This window comes from Blastopirellula sp. J2-11, from assembly GCF_024584705.1.
Classification (GTDB): domain Bacteria; phylum Planctomycetota; class Planctomycetia; order Pirellulales; family Pirellulaceae; genus Blastopirellula.
The window spans coordinates 1,327,963-1,347,346 of the sequence record NZ_CP097384.1; the positions used below are offsets into that span (position 1 = coordinate 1,327,963).

The window sequence follows — 19,384 nt, forward strand, 5'->3', positions numbered from 1 at the left end:
AAAAATGAAGAGAGGGGGATGAATAGCGGCCACTAGATGAAAGGCTGCGGGGGTTCACGCGCCTAACGTCACTAGTAGTCGTACAGAGCGACCGCCTTCTCTGTGATAAAAAACAAAGTTTTTTAAAAGAATCCAATGGTCCATCGAGGGCTTTGCTTCGCCGAAATGACGAATCAAAGGGTCGGATTGCGGTATTCGTCTGCGGGGTGCGACTTTTTCGTCGCTGCTGAGATGATGCGTTATTGGGAACGAGGTTCAGTGCTTGCCATGCTGCACGCGGATGGATTTCCGTCGACAGCGGCCTAAAGCTCGCTGTCTCTCCGTTTCTTGCCTGAGCGAGATTTTTGCTCCGCAAGTCTTCTCCCGGTTCAAGCGTGCCTGTTCGAACGGTTCATTGCAATTTGAGCAAGCGTCGAAATCGGAGCATACTTTTCAGGGGAAATTTCATCAGAGAACTGTCATCGGCCGTACGATACCTTCCAGAGAGGAGTGAAATCAGAGAATATCGGGCGAGGGGCCTTGTGTCGCAATCAGCCGAAAAGTGAAAGAGTTGAATGAATCAGCGGTCAACAAGTCAAAGGTTTACTGAGCAAATCACGGTACACCGGCGGCAATTGTATGCATTCATTTACTCCATCGTGTCAAGCCATGCCGATGCTGAAGATATTTACCAACGCAGTTGCATGGTGATCTGGGAAAAATTTGACGAGTATGATTCCGAACGAGGGTTTCTTCCTTGGGCGATGGGCGTTGCGTTTTACGAGGCCAAAAACTTTATGCGTCGCTCTTCGCGAGACCGGCATTATTTCTCGGAAAAGCTCGTGGAACAACTCTGTGACCAAATGGCTTCTTCTCAAGATGAACAAGATGTATTTTTGGCATCTCTCGAGCGCTGCTTGAAAAAGTTGCCCGAGGACGATTTGCAACTCATTCACAAGGTCTACTGGGAGAGGTCTGACTTCTCGTGCCTTGCAAAAGAATTGGGAATCCTGATCAACTCGCTCTACGATCGTTTGTGGCGATTGCGAACCAGATTGAGGAAGTGCATATCGCTTCGCTTACTAGATGGAGTGCGTCATGGCAAACGAAGCTGAAGAGAATCAAGAGTTCGCCAAGCTTTTGAGTCGTCTGGTGAATTCTCCACTTGATAAAGAAGAGACGGAGGCGCTTGAGGAATTGCTGCTTGATCGACCAGAGCGACAACGAATCTATCTCGAGTACGTATGGCTAGATTCATACCTTCTGGATTTTGGCCAGCAAGTTTCCAGAGGGTCGCTTGATCGTCCTGTGCCGGCAAATTCATTAAGACGCGGCATGTTCGCTTGGGGCGGGTATTTGGTGGCTGGATTGTTGTTTGTTGGCGGCTTTATCGCTTACCAATATCTGGGCGAACCGAAGATGCCTTCTGATGTTCCCCTTACAGCTTCTGCAAGTAACCCGCCGCCAACACAGACTCCAGTGGCTTCTCGCGAAAATGCCGAATCATTCTCGAGCGCGAAATTTGATAGCGACTATCGTGCGGTCTTTCGTCAGGCGCCTTCTTCGACGACGCGAGGAGGCCGACTCGTATTCCAGAAAGACTACGTCCTGCAAGCTGGCATGACGAAAATTGAATTTGAATCGGGCGCTGAAGTCGTTTTAAGTTCCCCGGCAGTCTTTCATGTCGAGGGTAATAACAAGCTTTCAATCAGCTTGGGAAGTTGCTCCGTCTTCGCGCCTGAGGGCGCCCAAGGATTTCAAGTGGTTACTCCGACAGGTAATATCCTTGACCTGGGCACGAAATTTTCTGTCGCTGTTGAAGAGAATGGCGCAGCGAGCGTCGCCGTCGTCAGCGGAGAAGCGGAGGTGAGTATTCCGAACCGGCAAGCGAAGAAGATCCTTCAGGAGGGAGAATTCGCCCGACTCGACACGAGCTTGCAGATTTCCGATGAAGTCGATGAATCTCAGCGTCGAGACAATTATGATTTGACCATTCCTGATCACATTGTGTCGTATAAATCGGTGCTTGATGAAACAGGAAGATCGGCGGAGCTTGCGGCTCTTACCGTGCAAAGAGATGGAGTTCATCGCACCTACCAGGCGGAAGATCTAATTCTGCCAGCGGTCACGCACTATCTCTCTCCTATAATTAACAACTCCATTGTTCCTGCTTCTGCTGGTCCCGAGGAATACGTTCGCCTAGGGCCGATGGATTTGTCTTTCACAAGAGGTTTCATCAATCCAGGAGGCAGCGAGTCGCTTCACCAAGGGGCTTTTGAGTTTGGACCTGACGGCACGCCAGGGATGAATATCGTTTTTTCTCAACCAGTCGTTAACTCGCCGGGGCCGGACATCATTCTATTTGATGTGCAACTGATTACCCATTCGCTATTGGGGGACATATTTCGACTGTATCCCATTTCTGATTCGGATGAAGCTATCCCAGTAATCATCAAAGAATATGATATTGACGGGCAATCGAACGCCGCTCAGACAATCTCGACAAGTCGTCTTGTGCCATTGAGTTCAGAACGCTTTGAAGACGGTACGCCAATGCCGATGTCGGAGCATTCGCAAATTGAATTTACGATTCCATGTCGCATTTTTACGGTTGGGATTGATCTCGACGACATGGGCATTCCACCAGGCGGCACGATCAAGGGATTTTTTCTCCAAGATGTCTTGGATGATGAAAATTTCATCGATCCTGTTGTCATCGTTGGACTTCCACCTTGTTAACAGAAGTTGCCTGGATGCCAGGAATCACATTCTGCTAGGTGTTGTTGCTCCAGATCTTATGCTCCTGCAGCCACACGTCTAAAGTTCTTTCTGTTTCAACTCTAGGCCCTTTATCGCCCCGCAGTATCCACATAAATTATTGAGCCAATTTTGGCGTTGTGAAACCGAAGCTGGTGTCGCCGTGCTGGTCAAGTCAACCAGATCAATCTCACAAACTTGAGCGATGGTCCAATTGCTAAACAGAGACGATTCCACCGGAGTCCGTTTGATCCGGACCAGCGTCCGCTGAACTACCTCCTTGCTGTCCTTGCTTCGACTTCGAACCTCGTTCTCGTCGAAACAAGCTTCGCGATGCCTCATCCCGGGCGAAGCGATTTTCGATTCCTTTCAATTTGCCTTTTTGTGCTCTCCCGGTTCCCTGGTTCGCAGCCTCAACATTACGAGAGGAAAAAAAGTCGATCGGCGGCGATTTTCTTTTACAATAGAGGACTCGATTCCCACTTCGTCCTGCTGTATGAAAACCCGCCGAGATTCCCTATGCCCATGCTTCGCAAGCTGCTTTCCGTCGTCCTGGCGGTCTATTGTCTACCGTTGGTCAGCCAAGCTGCCGAACTGGCCAGTTCTAAGCCCAACGTCATCTTGATCATGACTGACGATCAAGGGTATGGCCCGGTGGGCCGTCATGGCCACCCCTGGATTCAAACGCCTAACATGGATCAGCTGTACGACACCAGCGTCCGCTTCTCGCGGATGTTGGTCGCTCCGACCTGTGCTCCCACGCGATCGGCCCTGATGACCGGTCGCCATCCGATGCGCAACGGCGTGACCCATACGATCTTGGAACGGGAGCGAATGACGCTCGACGCGGTGACGTTGCCCCAGGCCTTGAAGCAGGTCGGTTATACCAGCGGTATTTTCGGGAAATGGCATCTGGGAGACGAAAACGAATACCAGCCGAATCATCGCGGGTTTGACGAGACTTTCATTCATGGCGCCGGCGGCATCGGTCAGGCTTATGATTGCAGTTGTGCTGACGCGCCGGGCAATAAATACTTTGACCCGGCGATCCGTCATAACGGCAAGTTTGTCAAAACCGAAGGCTTTTGCACCGATCTCTTCTTCACCGCAGCGCTCGGTTGGATCCAGGAAAAGAAAGAGGCCGATGCTCCTTTCTTCGCCTATATTGTGACCAACGCGCCGCACGGACCATTTCTCGCTCCCGAAAAAGATAAGCAGCGGTTCAAAGAGTTGGGCTTTAGCGAATCCGAGGCCGGCTTCTACGGCATGATCGAAAACATCGACGACAATGTCGGCCGGTTGATGGCCAAGCTGGAAGAGTGGAAGTTGCTCGACAACACGGTCGTCATCTTCATGTCTGACAACGGCATGACCGGCGGCGGCTCAGGCCGCATGGGCAAACCGATCGGCAAGACGGCCAATGGCGAGACGCTCTATCCCTATAACGCGAAGATGAAAGGTTTGAAGGGTTCGAGCGATGAAGGGGGAGTTCGCGTTCCGTTCTTCGTTCGCTGGGATGGTCACGTCACACCCAATCGCGACGTCGATACGATCGCCGCTCATATCGACGTCTTCCCGACGATCGCCGCTTTGGCCGGCGCCCAGCTTCCCGCAGGTCAGGTCGAAGGCCGCAGTTTGTTGCCGTTGGTCGAAAACGAAAACGCCGATTGGAAAGATCGCTACCTCTTCACGCATCAAGGACGCTGGAAAACCGGCGAGGAACCGAACGACTACCAGTGGAAAAACTTCGCCGTCCGCAATCAAAAGTATCGCCTGGTCGGTGAAAACGCGCTGTTCGACATGGAAGCGGACCCCAGCCAAAAGACCAACGTCATTGATCAACATCCCGACGTCGCCCAAGCGATGAAAACGGCCTACGACGCGTGGTGGAAAAAGACTCGCCCCATGATGGTCAACGAAACGGCGAAGATGTCGCCCACCAAGCCGTTCTTCGAAGCGTTCTACGCCCAGGAGAAAGAGGAGGGGATCCCCGCTTGGGTTCCGCCGAAGTTGTAAAGCGGCGGAGGCTCCGACTGATCGCGGCGAATTTCGATGTTTAATTTTTGCCGTGATCGGTTGGCTCGACCGTTGGGTGCTGCTCGATCCATTGTCGAATGATCCGCACTCCTTCATCGTGCACGATTTCATGCGCGATCGGCGGCATCTGGATGGCGGATTGGGATGACTCAAGTCGCCGCATCAAAATCGAGGCCTCGGGATGTCCCGGTACGATGTCGTACTTACGATCGCCAGCGCCTTGTCCGGCTGCGACCGGCGGCTTCCAGACGCCGTATTGAAACGGGTCGGTCTGCGCCGACCGTAAATCGAGCCCCGAAGTACTCGCTGTCCCCGTCGGGTTATGGCAATGGGCGCAATTGACTTCCAAGTAAGCGCGCGCACGCCGGTCGATGTCGCCGGTCGGATCTTGGAAGTCGGCCAGTCGAGGGCGCCGCGCTTCTGGCGGAGCGTTGCTTAACCAGCCGCGGGCGCTCCAATGCGACAATTGATTTTCGCCGCCGTGCGGATAGGCGAACTCGCGGTTCAAATTGCGTGCGGTCGGGCCGAGCGGCGTGAACTCGCGATCATTGCGATGACAGTTCAAGCATTCGTTCGCGTTCGGCACGCGGTACTGATTGGTTCGACGCGCACCGTTCGTATGAATCCAACTGGCGTTGATCTCGCCCCCTCCCAGGCTTAGCATCGCCTCGTTTTGCTCATCGTTCCAGATATAGGCGAAGCCGTACCAACCGGTCTCCTTGCGGATTTGAATTCGCGTCTCCAGCAATGTTTGGCCGGCGTCCAGGTCGCGCATGTCGGTGGGATAGGCGAAGGTTTTGGCGATCACCGTCCCGACCGGAAAATCCAATACGTCGTCGTCGCGCCAATCGATAGACGCTGCTTTCGGTAAGCGGATAAAGCGATATTTCGAGGCGTAATCCGAAAAGAGCGGCGTGTTCAAGTCGTACGGAATTACGCCGTCGACTGGCTGCTGCGACGATCCGTCGCCGACAAACAAGCCCCATTCGGATAGTCGCTTGGGCGCGCTGCGATAAACGGCGACCGCTGCGCTGACGGTTCCCTGTGCTGGAGCGTGCGGCGTCAGTTTCACTTCGGACAGCGCCGCGATTGGTTTCTGATAGGCGTCTGTGTTTCGGATGATCTGGTACTTACCGCTCAGCAGATTTTGCGGCGTCAGTTGCCCGATTTGAATGTCGGCGAAGGTTGCTTCGCCATTGTTCTCTAGATAGATCAACGGCCCTTGCTTCTTTTCGTCGTAATTCGGAGGCCGCACGCCGTCGTACAGAATGTCGGGAAACTGATCGCTGAAAAATGAGGCCAATTGTTGGGCCAAGATTCCCTGAGGTTGATCGCCGCCGCTGGAAAAACGGTTGTCGTGAATCGAGATGCGCTCGGGCGTCGGGTCAAAATTCGCATCCGAGTGGCGCGTGCCGGCCGTCTCATAGCTGAGCACGGCCAGATTGCACGTTTTGTTGGCCGAAATCTCGTTTTGGAACAGTTCGACATCGTCGGTCGCCATCACCATCATGCCGGTGCCTGGGGGAAGCGTCGCCACCAGGTTACCCTGCGGAGCGAAGTTAACGTGGTTGTTCTTCGTCACTTGGTTGTTGAAGACTCGCACGCGTTTGCCGTTACGTTGCGGTAGACCCGGCAAATCGAAAACGAGAAGGCCTGCGGTGTTGTTTGTCGCCACGTTTTCGTAGACGTCTGCGTCGATCGTATTCTCGATCTCGATACCGGCGACGTTTCTCTCGGCCCGGCAGCGGCGAACGACGACCTGCCGCGATTGCCCAACATAGATGCCGGCGTCGGAAGCGCCGATCGCCGTGCACGCTTCGATCAAGACGTTATCGCACTGCACGGGATAAAGGCCATACGCGCCGTTGGTAGGCTTCTCGCCGCCGGTCCATTCGGCTCGCAGGCGACGAAAGATCACATTGCGGCACCCGAGCGTTTTCAACGCGGTCCCGGCAGCGTCTTCAATCGCGAAATCTTCCAGCACTAGATTGTCACCGGTCGCCAACAAGCCATGCGAGCCGGTTCGCTGACCGGCGAACTGCAAAATGGTTTGGTCAGGCCCTTGGCCGCGAATTGTGACGCTGCTCGCCGCGACGTTTAGTTCTTTATCCAACTTGAAACGACCAACCGGCAAGATAATCACTTCACCGGGCGCCGCTGTGATCAAGCGTCCCTGCAATCGCTCTTGAAAGCCGTCGCCGGCGTCGATATTGACGATTGCCGGCGCCTGCGTCGTCGCTTCTTCCGCGAAAAGAGGAGCGAGGATGACGCCTGCTGCGACCAGCGTCGATAGAGATGTGAGTGTGCGGAGCCAAGTCTGCGCGGGGCTTAAGAAAGGATTCTCGCCAAACATGATGATTTAAATCCGGGGAATCGCGCCGACTATTGGGCGCGATTCTTGAGAAGCTTTTCGGAAACCGTCTATTCTAGCGTTACGACTTCGTTGCCTGCCATGGTCGACAAGCCGCGATAGGTCGTCATGTTGATCGTTTCGCTGATGAAATGCCCTGATGAGTCGCCGAATAAGAAGAGCGCTCCGCCAGGATGATAGCTGCGAAAACCGCTGATCGTATCGGTCGTATTGCCGACGCAGTCGGTCATGCTGTCGACATCCATATAGGACGATGTCACCGGATATTTGTTGATCTTTTCGTAGGTCGATCCGTAGATGCTGGCCGAATAGGGAACTCCAGCCGAGACAAAGTCACTAGGAATGGGAGTCGGAACCATCCACGCTTGGCCCGGAATCATCGTCGTCGAGACCGTCGTGCTGCCCCAGCCCTCGCCGATTTCTCCCCGCTTGCCGGTTGCTCCTTCGCCCATCGCGATCGTATTGCTGCTGCCATCGCGGACATCGGCCAAGCGCGTTTTTGAATTCACGTCAAACATGCCGCGTTCCGCCGCTGGCGCCGTCCGTGGATTACTGCACCATCCTAAATAGCCTCCGCGACTGAAGAGATAGGTGGTGATCGCCAGTTTGCTTCCCACGGAGTAGCCGCTGGCCGACAGAAATTCGAGCGTGAGCGTTTTGTCCCCGGCGTTCGATGGGCAGACGAAGGTGTCCACAACCGTCTGCGCTACGACAGACGATTGATCCTCCCACGGTTCCGTCGAATCATACAAATCCTTCAGATTCCCTTGCTCCAAGAAAGGGAGCAGCGCCGCATTGCCGCTGGTGATCCAATCCCCGCCGCCTGAACTCGACGTGCTGTAGTTAAGCGTCGCCGCCGGAGGGAAACTGCCGAACGTGTCATGATAGGTATGCAACGCGATGCCCATTTGCTTGAGATTGTTCGAGCAGGACATCCGTCTCGCCGCTTCGCGCGCTTGCTGAACCGCCGGTAAGAGCAAAGCGATTAAGACGCCGATAATCGCGATAACAACGAGCAGTTCGACTAGTGTAAAGCCCTGGCGGCCCACCTTAGAAGAAGACATGGCGACGCTCCCTGTGAGAATGGAGAGAAGAGATAAGGAAGTGTGAGCGAGCGGATCTTTCACGGATAGATCGGCATCGCTTGATCTAAAGATCAATCCTACCGTGTAGCGATGGGAGTTACAGGAAAAACCGGTTCGTTTATTTGATTTTACCGGCATTCTGAAATGACATGCGGTGGGTGGCAATAATTGCGATGTCGACGGTTTGGTGCTACGTCATGATTCTTGGGAGATCGTAGGTCGCGCCGAGCATCGCCGTTGGGGTGTCGGAAAGACGTACCAATCGTTGCTCACGGAAGATAAAGAACGCCGATCTTATCGGCCCGTATCGCTAGTGCTTCCCACTGCTGACGGGGAAGAGCGGCAATTTTGGATGCGAGTATTCAGCGCCGGCTAGAACCGGCGAACGATTTTGTTTCCGTCACATCGTCAGAGATCTAAAGGCTTTCCACTTCTTGCCCGGTCGAATTCAGCAAAGTGATTTTGCACTTGGGCAACGCTTCTTTCAGACGCTGGACCGCTTCCTTGGTGACCTTGGCGCCCAGCGTGACCTGACGCAGCGTCTTCACTTTCGCCACGATTTCGAGCATGTTCTCTGTAGCCGCTTCACCTTCGATCGTCAGCTGCTCTAGATTCGTCAACTTGTCCAAGCCGGCGAGCGACGAATCTTGAATGCCTTCGCCGACGTTCAATGATTTTAGATGGGTCGCGGTGGTGATCGCGGTGAAGTCTTCGACGCCGCGCACCTTCAGCAGCGAGAGCTGTGTTAGCTTCGTCAGCGTTTCCAGCGCAGGCCAGGCGTCCAACGGCGGCTCGACTTTCATCAGGCCGATTTCTAATGACTGTAACGACTTGATCGCCGCCAACTCTTGGACGAACTCCGGCGAAACGCGGACGCCGTCAAACGATCGCAAGTCGCCAAAATCGATTTCGATACGCTTTAGATTCGGCAGATCTCGCAGCGCCGGCGAAGCGCCCGCTGGCGTTTTTGAAGAAGTAATCCGAAGCGTTTCGAGCTGGGTAACCTTGCCGAGCGCCTGCCAGCCTGCGGCGTTGGGCCAGCGGACTTGATATAGGAAGAGCTCGCGGAGCGATGGGATACCGGCGATCGCATCGACCAGCTCAGGCGTCATATCGGCGTCAATCAGCGTCAGTTCCGTTAGACTGGCGCAGTCCGCCATGGGAGCCAATTTCTCGTTTTGCGTTTCACCGCCAACTAGCGTCAGATGCTTTAGTTGGCGAGCGCGGGCCAGAATCGCATAACCTTTTGGCGTCAGGGTAGTGCTGTCGAGATCGAGTTCTTCGATCGAAGAAGCGCCAATCGCGATCGCGTCGTCGTCGCTAATTCCTTGGCCGTAGGCGTTCATGCAGACCGGCGAGTCAAACTGAATGACTCGTCCAACCAATCCAGGCGCTGGTTGGTTCAGGAACAGGGTCACTTCCTCCAGTTCGGCGAAAGCGTTTTCGCCAAAGAGGCCATCCGCCCAACTGGACGCTGGCTGCTCGTCTTCCTCCTCGGTTTCCGTCGTCAACGTCATCGCTCCTCCGTTGGCTGCAAGTTCGCTTTGTACGCTGGCGAAGCGAGCGGAACGGACGCGATAGTAGCCGACATAGGCGAGCAAGACCGCGACAACAGTCACCGCCAGCATCAGGGCCAGCAGCGAGAAGCGGAAGAAGCGTTTCATGATGAAAGGGCGTCGCTAAAAAAAGAGGGGCGAAGAGATACGCTGATTGTACCGACCATGATTGACGGTTGCGAACGGCAAACAAATTTACGGAGAAAGCGCACAAAAAAAGCCGCCGAGACAACCTCGACAGCTTAGGGAGAAACTTGGAACGCGGAACTAGCCCAGTCGCCAGGTCGCGCCTTCTTTGCGATCTTCGAGGGTGACGCCCAGCGCGGTCAGGCGATCGCGGATGATGTCGCTCATCTCAAAGTCTTTCTTTTGGCGAGCCGACGCGCGGACGTCGATCAATAGCTGCATCAGCTGGCCGACCAGTTCGCTGTCGCCGCTGGATGATTTCTCTGGCGCCGTCACAAAAATACCGAGGATGCCGGTCAGTTCTCGCAAAACCGAGAAGGCTTTCTTGATGCTGGTCAGATCGGCCGATGTGTCGCCTTCCAGCTTTTGCTGATCGATCGTCTTGTTAATCAAGCGGGCAATCTCAAACAGTTCGCTCACCGCGCCGCCGGTGTTGAAATCGTCGTCCATCTTTTCGAGATAGGCGTCGCGATGCTTGGCGATCGCGACCAGCAAGTCCTCTTTTTTCGGATCGAAATCGCCATCTTTCCGCGTCTTGGCGGCCGGCAGATCGAAAAAGCTTTCGCCGGTCAGACGTTCGTACCGTTCGAACAAACGGTAGAAGCTGTCGAGTCCGACGCCGGCTTCGGCGATCGCTTCTTCGCTAAAGAGGATCGTGCTGCGGTAGTGCGTCCGGAGGAGGAAAAAGCGGATCCGTTCGCCCGACTGACGCTCAATCAACTTGGCCAGACCGCCCGCGCCGCCTGATCGGCTCATTTTGCCGCCGGCTTCCGCGGCGCCTTCACGTTCGGCGCGACCGCCGATTTTTCCGGCAGCGGGATCGCTGCGGAGCAGCCCGTTGTGCATCCAATATTTGACCATCGGCTTGGCGTGGCAGCATTCGCTTTGGGCGATTTCGTTTTCGTGATGAGGGAAGATCAGGTCGAGTCCGCCCCCATGAATGTCGAAGGTTTCGCCCAGAATCGCCTTGCTCATTGCCGAGCATTCGATATGCCAGCCGGGGCGGCCGTCGCCCCAAGGACTCTTCCAACTTGGTTCGCCGGCTTTCGCTTTTTTCCAGAGCGCAAAGTCGCCAGGCGAACGTTTGCGTGAAGCGGCTTCGCCTCCTTCTCCCTGCATCGCTTCGACGGTTCGATTGGTCAGCTTGCCATACTCGGGGTCTTTGGTGACCTCAAAGTAGACATCCCCTTCCGAGGCGTAGGCGAACCCTTTTTCGATCAGCTCGGCGACCATCGCGATGATGCCGTCCATCGTCTCGGTCGCTTTGGGCATCTGATCGATTTGGTCAACGCCCAGCGCAGAGAGGTTATGCAAATAGTCGGCGATGTTCTCATTCGCGACTTCTTCCATGCTGATGCCGCGCTCGGTCGCCTTTTTGATCAGCTTGTCATCGACGTCGGTAATGTTGACGACCAGGTTTACTTCATAACCCGAGTAGGCGAGATAACGTTTGACCGTATCAAAAATGACGGGGCCCACCATGTGGCCGATATGCGCCTCGGCGTAGACCGTGGGGCCGCAGAGATAAATCCCTACCTTGCCCGGCGTCACCGTTTGAAACTCTTCCTTGGTTTTCGACAACGTGTTGTAAACGCGAATGGTCATGGCTTTTTGGATGAAGAATGGAACACGGAGGACACGGATAAATCACGGAAAGACACGGTAAGAATCGTGATTAGCGTGGCGATATTTTTTCACTAGGAATTGGTGACGGGGGCGAATTCAATGGGGTCAGGTCCCCTTTTTTGCTGCAAAAAAGGGGACCTGACCCCATTGAATTCTTGTTCATATAAACTCGTCAATCTTCTCGAGCAGTACGACGCATTCGGCTTGGATTGCTTCGCGGCGACCGACCAGGCCGACTTGTTCGCCGGTTTTGGCTTTGATGCCGACTTGTTCTGGTTCGACCGTGAGGATTTTGGCCAGAGCCATGCGCATCGCCTCTTTGTAAGGCGAAAGTTTGGGCTCCTGAGCAAAAATGACGGTATCTATATTGATAATTCGCCAGCCTTCTTCATTCACCTTGTGATAGGCGAAGCGGAGAAAGTCGGCCGAATCACGGCCGCGATTTTCGGCCGCACTATTGGGGAACCACTCGCCGATGTCGGGCAAATTAGCGGCGCCCAGTAACGCGTCGGTGATCGCATGCATCAAAACGTCAGCGTCACTATGACCGACCAGATGTTGGTCATGTGGAATATCGACTCCTCCCAGGCGAAGCGGACCACCCTCGGCGAGCCGGTGCGTGTCGTGTCCTAAACCGATGCGGATCATGACGGGTTGCTGGGGTTGGGATGGTAACTATAAAAGCCGACAGAGTTTACGCACCTTGCGTGAACTTCCAATGGCGGGCGATTATAGCTCACTTGGCGAAAACCGACAACGCGAACGAGTAACGCCAACGTCGCAGCGTTTACCGCACTGGTTCGACCTGCACTTCCTTCATGACCCGTCAGGGTTACAATCGAATTATGCCCCCAATTATCGAAATCCAACGACTGACGAAGACGTACGAGGTTTACCAGAAAAAAGAGGGGCTGTTCGCCTCGATTCAGGGGCTGTTTCACCGCGATTACAAGACCGTTGAAGCGGTTCGCGGGATTGATCTGACCGTAGACCAGGGCGAATTCGTCGCGTTTCTCGGCCCCAATGGCGCCGGAAAAACGACCACGCTCAAGCTCCTCTCTGGCGTCATTAACCCCACCAGCGGCAACGCGACGGTCATGGGCTATGTCCCCTGGAAACGCGAAAATGGGTATCGTCGCCGATTTGCGTTGGTGATGGGGCAAAAGAATCAGCTGTGGTGGGACCTGCCGGCTCAAGACAGCTTTCGGCTCCATCAGAAGATCTACCGCGTTGACGCCAACGAGTTTCAGCGCACCCAGGACGAATTGACCGATCTGTTGGATGTCCGTCGTTTGCTCAATCAGCCGGTCCGCAACTTGTCGCTGGGCGAGCGGATGAAGATGGAACTGATCGCGGCGCTGTTGCACTCGCCAGAGGTGTTGTTTCTGGATGAACCGACAATCGGGCTAGATGTCGTCGCGCAGCACAACATTCAAAAGTTCCTGAAGCATTATCAGGCCGAGCGGAAGATCACGGTGCTGCTGACCAGTCACTACATGAAAGATATCGCCGCGCTCTGTCAGCGCGTGGTCGTGATCGCCGGGGGCGAAATCATCTATGACGGATCGCTCTCTGGAATCATCGATCGGTTTGGCGGTCATAAAATTGTCACGCTGCAATTTGAACAAGAAGCCGTGCCCGGCGATCTATCGCGGTTTGGCGATGTGATTGAGATTCAGCATCCTCGCGCCAAGATTCGGGTTGATCGCAATGCGGTCGGCCGCGTGCTGGGTTCGATTTTGGATCAGTACGAGCTGGCCGATGTCAGCGTCGAAGATCCGCCGCTCGAAGAAGTGATCGCCGAGGTCTTCTCGTTGTCCAAAGGGCAGTCGCCCGAACCGGCCGCTATCCACTAATCCTCGCAGCGAAGGACCTAACGTCATGACCGAATTGGCGGCCCGCGCTTCGACCTGGTGGGCAATCTTCAAGATCAATTTTCACGAGAAGCTCGTCTATCGCGGCGACTTCATGCTCGGCACGCTGATGCGTTTTTTGCCGATCGTGACGCAAGTCTTTTTGTGGTACGCCGTCTTTGGCTCGATTCGGGCCACCACCGGCGAAGGCGCCGACCAGGCGAAAATCGCCGGCTACACCTACGACAATATCGTCGCTTATTACCTGCTGTCGACGGTTAGCCGCGCCTTCTCCAGCATGCCGGGGCTGGCCTCGGGGATTGCGTTGCAAATTCGCGAAGGGGAGATCAAGAAGTATCTGATCCAGCCGTTGGATCTGATTTCGTTCATGTTTCTCAATCGCCTGGCGCACAAACTGACCTACTACATTGTCGCCGCGCTGCCGTTCGCGCTGGTCTTTTGGCTCTGTCGCGACTTTTTTGGAGGCTGGCCCCCCGCGACTACTTTGCTGGCGTTCTTTGCGTCCCTGTTGATGAGTTTCGCACTCGGCTTTTTTATGGAAGCGACGATCGGCATGATCGGCTTCTGGTTTTTGGAAGTCAGTTCGCTGCTATTCGTCTATATGTTGTTCAATTTTTTCCTTTCGGGGCACATGTTTCCGCTCGACATGCTCGACAGCGTCGGCGGCCCGTGGGGAACAATCGTGCGCGTCTTGCCGCTGATGTATCTCGCTTATTTTCCGGCGGCGGTTTTTCTGGGAAAGATCCAAGGGACAGAACTGGTGATCGGGTTGGTCGTGCAGTTGGCCTGGGTGATTTTCTTTTACGTGACCTGTCGCATGGCGCTGCATTACGGCGTCAAACGATATAGCGGATACGGAGGTTAAGATGTCTTCGGATCGCGCGGCGTATTGGCCGGTCTTTTACACGTTTGTGCGGAACAGTTTGATCCGCGACTTGAGCTATCGCAGCAACTTCGTCATTGAATGCGCTTCGAGCTTGTCGTGGGTGTTGATGAACCTGGGGTTCTATCTGCTGATCTTCACCTTTACGGCCGAGATCGGCGACGGGACCGGCTGGAAGAAGTACGAGTTCTTCGTCTTTTTAGCGACGACTCTCTTTATCAACAGTTTGATGCAGACCTTCTTTATGCCGAACGCCCAGGAATTTTCCGAATTGATCCGGACAGGGCGGCTCGACTTTGCGCTGCTCAAACCGATTGATACGCAGTTTTTGATTTCGTTTCAGAAGGTGAACTGGCCGTCGATGTCGAACTTTTTGTTCGGCCTGGTCTTGCTTAGCATTTCGCTCTGGAATTTGACCGAACGCCCTGACCAGCCGCTGGTGATTACGTCTTACATGTTGATCGCGTATCCCCTGTTTTTATTGTGCGGCGTCGGCATTCTCTACAGCTTGATGATCGTGTTGGCGGCGACCAGCATCTGGCTCGGCCGAAACCAGTCGCTGTACGATTTTTGGTTCTACATCACCAGCTTTTCCCGCTACCCGATGGAGATCTACCAGGGGGGAATCGGCGACACGCTACGGATTATCTTTACGTTCGCGATCCCAATTTTGGTGGTGGTCAACGTACCGGCGCGGATCATGGCGAAGCCGCTGGGGATTTCGTCGAGCGAAAATATCATGCTCGCCTGTTTCGCCGTCGTCGCCACCACCGGCAGCATCCTCGGCTCACGCTGGGTCTTCAAGCGAGCCCTGCTCAGCTATCGCAGCGCTTCTTCGTAATGATCTTCGTAGCCCGAAGCGCGAGTTTTGAGGTTGCGCTCTTTCTCTGGTTGGCCGCGATAGCTCCGCTATCGGGGCGGCGCAGCCGTAGGAGGCATTAGTTCCCGGTATGTAGTTCGGGGCCATTTCAAACGGCGCGGCAACCACCGCTATCAGATCCGACCACGGCTCGCTGCCTCTTACCGACTTCGTCGGCCCCGATAGCGGAGCTATCGCGGCCAACCGGGCGTGGTTTGGAAAATAGCGCAACCTCAAAAAGCGCGAGCGAGGGAAATGCGGTCGGCAATTCCAAAACGGTTTGAAGTAGCCAAGCGATTTTCCCTCGCTCGTGCTTTTTGAAGTTGCGATATTTAGCAATTCAGGAAGTATTGAACACGGGCGACGCACGATAAAACAGGGGCTGAATCCACCGAAAATCGTCACACTAGAGCGCTTTTCAGCAAGCTGAACAAAGAGTCCCCTGTCGTCTAGCTTCTCCCCCAAAATCAGCCGCACGGCGTTAGCCGCGGTTTCTGACAGGAACTCTTTGTCGACGGAAAATTGGAGACAAAAACCGCGGCTAACGCCGTGCGGTTGATGTCGATACGTGCCGCGCAGCACCGTCTTCACTTTCAATCGTTGGAAAATCAAAATGGGTCAGCTAGCAGGAAACCGTCACACTAGCCCGCCAGCGCCAGCGAGGGAATAGAGTTGGCGATCCTAACACGGATTGAAGTGGCGAACCGTATTCCCTCGCTGGCGCTGGCGGGCTAGTGTTCAATCGGTTCGAAATAGCGCAACCTCAAAACTCGCGTTTCGAGCTACGAAGAAAAGAGATGCCAAGATGAGATGCGAAGCGAATGAATGCGTTACGCGTCGATCCACTCGCGCTGCCAAAGCTCTAGCACCAACAGCGCCCAGAGCCGGGCGCTATGGTCGAATTGTCCCGACATGTGTTCGTCGAGCAACTCACGGACCGTCTCTTCGCGGAAGAGTCCGCGGCGGAGCGCTTTTTCGGACAATAGCGAATCGATCAGCAGTTCTTTCAGTTCGTGCCGGAACCAATAGTCCAGCGGCACGCCGAAGCCCATCTTGGGGCGATCCCAGATCTGCACCGGCAGCCGATCGCCAAACACCTTCCGTAAGATCTGCTTGCCGCGTCCTCGTTGATACTTGCGGCCAATCGGCAATGCGGCCGCATATTCGACCAGCCGATAGTCGAGAAACGGCTGCCGGCATTCGAGCCCGTGCGCCATCGAGGCGATGTCGACCTTGCAGTTCAAGTCGCACGGCAAGTAGGTCGTCAGATCGGCCAACGAAGCGCAGGTGATCGCATCCCGTTTGCCGCTACGTCGCCAGGCGGCTTTCAGAAAATCAAACGGGTCGCTATCGGACAATTGCGCGACAAACTCGTCCGTGTACAACTGCCCGCGACGCGTCTCGTTGAAAATGCTGACCCAGTCGAGATAACGCCGCTCTGGCGCCATCGCAATCGCTTCGGCGAAGCGTTTCGCTTGTCGTAATCGCGACTTCTGACGTCCGCTGGAAGGGAGCTTTTGCCAGAGTTTGGCGCCTAGCACGCGTTTCAATGGGCCCAAGTGATCGATCATCGCTCCCAGACCAACCGCTCGATAGCGACGATAGCCGGCGAACAATTCGTCCCCCCCGTCGCCGCTGAGCGCGACCGTCACTTCGGCCCGGGTTTGCTGCGAGACGTACCAGGTTGGAATCGCGGAACTGTCGGCCATCGGCTCGTCGTAGTGCCAAATCAGTTTCGGCAAGATCTCGAGCGCACTGGGGGTGACTTGAAATTCGTGGTGTTCAGTTCCCAAGTGCTGAGCGACCTGACGGGCGAAACTGGTCTCGTCATATTCCTTCTGCGGAAAACCGATCGAGAAAGTTTTCACCGGGCGATCGCTCTGCCTTTGCATCGACGAAACGACCAATGACGAATCAACGCCGCCAGAGAGAAACGCGCCCAACGGCACGTCGGCTTGCAGTCGCAAGCGGACCGCGTCGTCAAACAGTTCGCGCAGTTCGGCGTCTTGCAGGGGAGGGGAACGGCGATCTTCGTGCGTGAAGTCCGGTTTCCAATACCGCTCGACGTGCAGACCGGCGTCGCTAAAAACCGCCAACTCGCCGGGCGCCAGCTTCTTGATCCCTTTCAGGATCGTGTTGGGATGCGGGACGTATTGGTAAGTCAGGTACTCGTCAATCGCAGTCGGATCGATTTCACGCGGCACATCGGGCAGCGCGAGCAGCGTTTTCAGTTCGCTCCCAAATACGATTCGCCCGGCGTGATGATAGTAATAGAGCGGCTTTTGCCCCAGTCGATCGCGCCCCAATACCAAACGCCGCTCACGCAGGTCCCAGATCGCGATCGCGAACATCCCGTTGAAATGGCGAAAGCAGTCAGGCCCTTCGTCTTCGTACAGATGGACGATCGTCTCGGTGTCGCTGTGCGTCCGAAACGCGTGCCCGCCTCCTTCGAGGCGCCCCCGCAGCGCGCCGAAGTTGTAGATCTCACCGTTGAAGATGGTCCAGACGGTTTCATCTTCGTTGGAGAGCGGCTGCTTGCCGCCGGCTAGATCGATGATGGAGAGTCGTCGATGCCCCAAGGCGACGCCGGGAACTGCTGGATAAGGATTGCGATTTTCCAGCTCTCGATGCAGATAGCCGGCGTCATCGGGACCGCGATGCGAAATGCAGTCGGTCATTCGCCGCAGCGCCTCGGCCGAAACCGCTAGTTGTGGATCGGTCCATGCCGCCCCGGTGATGCCGCACACGCGCTAGTTCGCCTTGCTGTCGGTCGTGAAAATGGGAAGAGCCCTTATTTTAATCGGGCATCGCGTGGCGACTAGCAGCAGAAAAATTGGGCGAAAATCAACGTTTGAGACTCACGCAAATGATTTCCTGGTCATTTCGGACAAAAACGTGCCGGCCGGCGAACGCCGGATGCGCCCAGGTCACCCCGCCGCGACGTGAAAGTTGGGCGGTGGTCGGCTCGATGATTTTCGCGCGGTCGATTTCGTGGAATCCCTGTTTCGACAGCTTCGCGATGATCAACTCTCCCTTTTCATTGAAGAGCCAAAAGAGCGGTCCATTTTGCACAAAGTGAATGTTGCTCCAGCGGTTGGGGGGAGTCGCCGTTAGATCGGTCCAGATACGATCGCCGGTCTGTGGATCGAGACAACGTAGCTCGCCATGGCTATCGCATCCATAGATGACGCCTGGCAAAAAGACCGGCGTGCTGATGATCGATTGCAGCGCGTCGGTATCGCGCTCGCTGCGACCGACGCGCAGCCATAATTTTTCGACGGTCGGTTCGTTTTGATGGAGTCGCAACATCAGCGCGCCATCATAGAAGTCGGTCAGAAACAGGCGATCTCCTTGCACGACCGGCGTCGAAATGCCGATCGGCATGTTTCTCGGCGGCCAAGCGAATCGCCAGAAGACTTTCCCATTTTTGGGATCGATGCCGGCGACGCTATCGCCGGTCCAGCAAACCACGACATCTTCACCGGCCTGCTTGATCAAGATCGGCGCCGAATAGCCGGCGCGATCGTCCAGCGCGCGCCATTCTTCTTTGCCGGTTTTCGTATTCAAAGCGACAATGCAGGCGCCGTCCGCTCCGCCGATCTGCAAGATCAAGCGATCGCGGTAAACCAGCGGCGCCGCGGCGATGCCCCAGTCGGGCATGCGAATCTTTAACTCGGCGTTCAGATCGCGCTGCCAGAGAATCGCGCCGCTCGCTGCGTCAAAGCAAAACAGATTGCCCATCGTGCCGAGCGCGAAGGCGCTGCCGTTGTCGATCGTCACGCTGGCCCGAGGGCCTGCTTGATAACCGACGCCCACATAAGGGCAGTCGTACTCATGCGACCAGAGTTTCTCGCCCGATCGTTCGTCGAAGCAATGAACGCGTTCGATTTGCTTTGGTTCGACCAGGCGGTCGGTGACATAGACTTTGCCGCTAGCGACGGTAGGTCCGCTGTAGCCAGAGCCGATGGGCGCTCGCCATTGGACTTCGGGACCCTCAGCTGGGAACTTGCGCAGGATGCGATCTTCGCGCCAGACGCCGTCCCGATTTTCGCCGCGCCACTGCGGCCAATCATCGGCCAACGCCGAAGAGACGATCGCCAGACACGCACCCAAGAGCAACCAATTGATACGCATCCAACGAATCCCTTCGTGTGGCGACCAGCGGCCGCCG

General features: G+C 55.4%; 13 protein-coding genes. 6 read left to right on the top strand and 7 right to left on the bottom strand.

What is annotated here, in order from left to right; translation table 11 throughout:
- Positions 1–554 precede the first annotated feature (554 nt).
- The 3 genes from M4951_RS05500 (at position 555) to M4951_RS05510 (ending at position 4,752) form a co-directional block, all read left to right on the top strand.
- Entirely contained in the window at positions 555–1,094 is a 540-nt protein-coding gene (locus M4951_RS05500; protein WP_262025476.1) for a sigma-70 family RNA polymerase sigma factor, read from the top strand.
- Positions 1,078–2,718, top strand: coding sequence for a FecR family protein (locus M4951_RS05505; RefSeq protein ID WP_262025477.1), 1,641 nt, complete (start codon positions 1,078–1,080; stop codon positions 2,716–2,718). The genes M4951_RS05500 and M4951_RS05505 overlap by 17 nt, the downstream gene beginning before the upstream one ends.
- 537 nt (positions 2,719–3,255) lie before the next feature.
- On the top strand, positions 3,256–4,752 hold the full coding sequence (locus M4951_RS05510) for an arylsulfatase (RefSeq protein ID WP_262025478.1): 1,497 nt from the start codon (positions 3,256–3,258) through the stop codon (positions 4,750–4,752).
- Between the two features lie 40 nt (positions 4,753–4,792).
- Here M4951_RS05510 and M4951_RS05515 read toward each other — a convergent pair whose 3' ends face one another.
- From M4951_RS05515 to ispF, 5 genes are all read right to left on the bottom strand, one after another.
- Positions 4,793–7,126 carry a parallel beta-helix domain-containing protein gene (locus tag M4951_RS05515; protein ID WP_262025479.1) on the bottom strand — a complete coding sequence of 778 codons (2,334 nt, stop codon included), beginning with the start codon at positions 7,124–7,126 and terminating at the stop codon, positions 4,793–4,795.
- A gap of 68 nt (positions 7,127–7,194) precedes the next feature.
- Positions 7,195–8,208, bottom strand: a complete 1,014-nt coding sequence (locus M4951_RS05520; RefSeq protein WP_262025480.1) for a DUF1559 domain-containing protein — start codon at positions 8,206–8,208, stop codon at positions 7,195–7,197.
- A 437-nt stretch (positions 8,209–8,645) separates the two neighbouring features.
- Positions 8,646–9,893: a hypothetical protein gene (locus M4951_RS05525; RefSeq protein WP_262025481.1), complete on the bottom strand. Its 1,248-nt coding sequence runs from the start codon at positions 9,891–9,893 to the stop codon at positions 8,646–8,648.
- Positions 9,894–10,052: 159 nt separating this feature from the next.
- Positions 10,053–11,576 (bottom strand): cysteine--tRNA ligase, encoded by a 1,524-nt coding sequence (gene cysS, locus M4951_RS05530; protein WP_262025482.1) that lies wholly within the window; start codon positions 11,574–11,576, stop codon positions 10,053–10,055.
- A gap of 180 nt (positions 11,577–11,756) precedes the next feature.
- A complete protein-coding gene (gene ispF, locus M4951_RS05535; RefSeq protein WP_262025483.1) occupies positions 11,757–12,245 on the bottom strand; it encodes a 2-C-methyl-D-erythritol 2,4-cyclodiphosphate synthase in 489 nt (162 codons plus the stop codon).
- A 197-nt stretch (positions 12,246–12,442) separates the two neighbouring features.
- Between ispF and M4951_RS05540 the strand changes: the two genes are divergently transcribed.
- Genes M4951_RS05540 through M4951_RS05550 form a run of 3 tightly spaced genes read left to right on the top strand, consistent with a single transcriptional unit; the run spans position 12,443 to position 15,195 of the window.
- Positions 12,443–13,453 carry an ATP-binding cassette domain-containing protein gene (locus M4951_RS05540; protein ID WP_262025484.1) on the top strand — a complete coding sequence of 337 codons (1,011 nt, stop codon included), beginning with the start codon at positions 12,443–12,445 and terminating at the stop codon, positions 13,451–13,453.
- Positions 13,454–13,478: 25 nt separating this feature from the next.
- Entirely contained in the window at positions 13,479–14,336 is an 858-nt protein-coding gene (locus tag M4951_RS05545) for an ABC transporter permease (RefSeq protein ID WP_262025485.1), read from the top strand.
- 1 nt (position 14,337) lies between these two features.
- A complete protein-coding gene (locus M4951_RS05550; RefSeq protein ID WP_262025486.1) occupies positions 14,338–15,195 on the top strand; it encodes an ABC transporter permease in 858 nt (285 codons plus the stop codon).
- Between the two features lie 848 nt (positions 15,196–16,043).
- Here the strand turns inward: M4951_RS05550 and asnB are convergent.
- Positions 16,044–17,960, bottom strand: coding sequence for an asparagine synthase (glutamine-hydrolyzing) (asnB, locus tag M4951_RS05555; protein ID WP_262025487.1), 1,917 nt, complete (start codon positions 17,958–17,960; stop codon positions 16,044–16,046).
- Between the two features lie 97 nt (positions 17,961–18,057).
- Positions 18,058–19,347, bottom strand: coding sequence for a PQQ-binding-like beta-propeller repeat protein (locus M4951_RS05560; protein ID WP_262025488.1), 1,290 nt, complete (start codon positions 19,345–19,347; stop codon positions 18,058–18,060).
- Positions 19,348–19,384: the final 37 nt, after the last annotated feature.

Coding starts and splice junctions, on each gene's coding strand:
- M4951_RS05500 (WP_262025476.1), top strand. CDS start 555: ATGAATCAGCGGTCAACAAGTCAAAGGTTTACTGAGCAAATCACGGTA.
- M4951_RS05505 (WP_262025477.1), top strand. CDS start 1,078: ATGGCAAACGAAGCTGAAGAGAATCAAGAGTTCGCCAAGCTTTTGAGT.
- M4951_RS05515 (WP_262025479.1), bottom strand. CDS start 7,126: ATGTTTGGCGAGAATCCTTTCTTAAGCCCCGCGCAGACTTGGCTCCGC.
- M4951_RS05560 (WP_262025488.1), bottom strand. CDS start 19,347: ATGCGTATCAATTGGTTGCTCTTGGGTGCGTGTCTGGCGATCGTCTCT.
- M4951_RS05510 (WP_262025478.1), top strand. CDS start 3,256: ATGCCCATGCTTCGCAAGCTGCTTTCCGTCGTCCTGGCGGTCTATTGT.
- M4951_RS05545 (WP_262025485.1), top strand. CDS start 13,479: ATGACCGAATTGGCGGCCCGCGCTTCGACCTGGTGGGCAATCTTCAAG.
- M4951_RS05525 (WP_262025481.1), bottom strand. CDS start 9,893: ATGAAACGCTTCTTCCGCTTCTCGCTGCTGGCCCTGATGCTGGCGGTG.
- M4951_RS05520 (WP_262025480.1), bottom strand. CDS start 8,208: ATGTCTTCTTCTAAGGTGGGCCGCCAGGGCTTTACACTAGTCGAACTG.
- cysS (WP_262025482.1), bottom strand. CDS start 11,576: ATGACCATTCGCGTTTACAACACGTTGTCGAAAACCAAGGAAGAGTTT.
- M4951_RS05550 (WP_262025486.1), top strand. CDS start 14,338: ATGTCTTCGGATCGCGCGGCGTATTGGCCGGTCTTTTACACGTTTGTG.
- M4951_RS05540 (WP_262025484.1), top strand. CDS start 12,443: ATGCCCCCAATTATCGAAATCCAACGACTGACGAAGACGTACGAGGTT.
- ispF (WP_262025483.1), bottom strand. CDS start 12,245: ATGATCCGCATCGGTTTAGGACACGACACGCACCGGCTCGCCGAGGGT.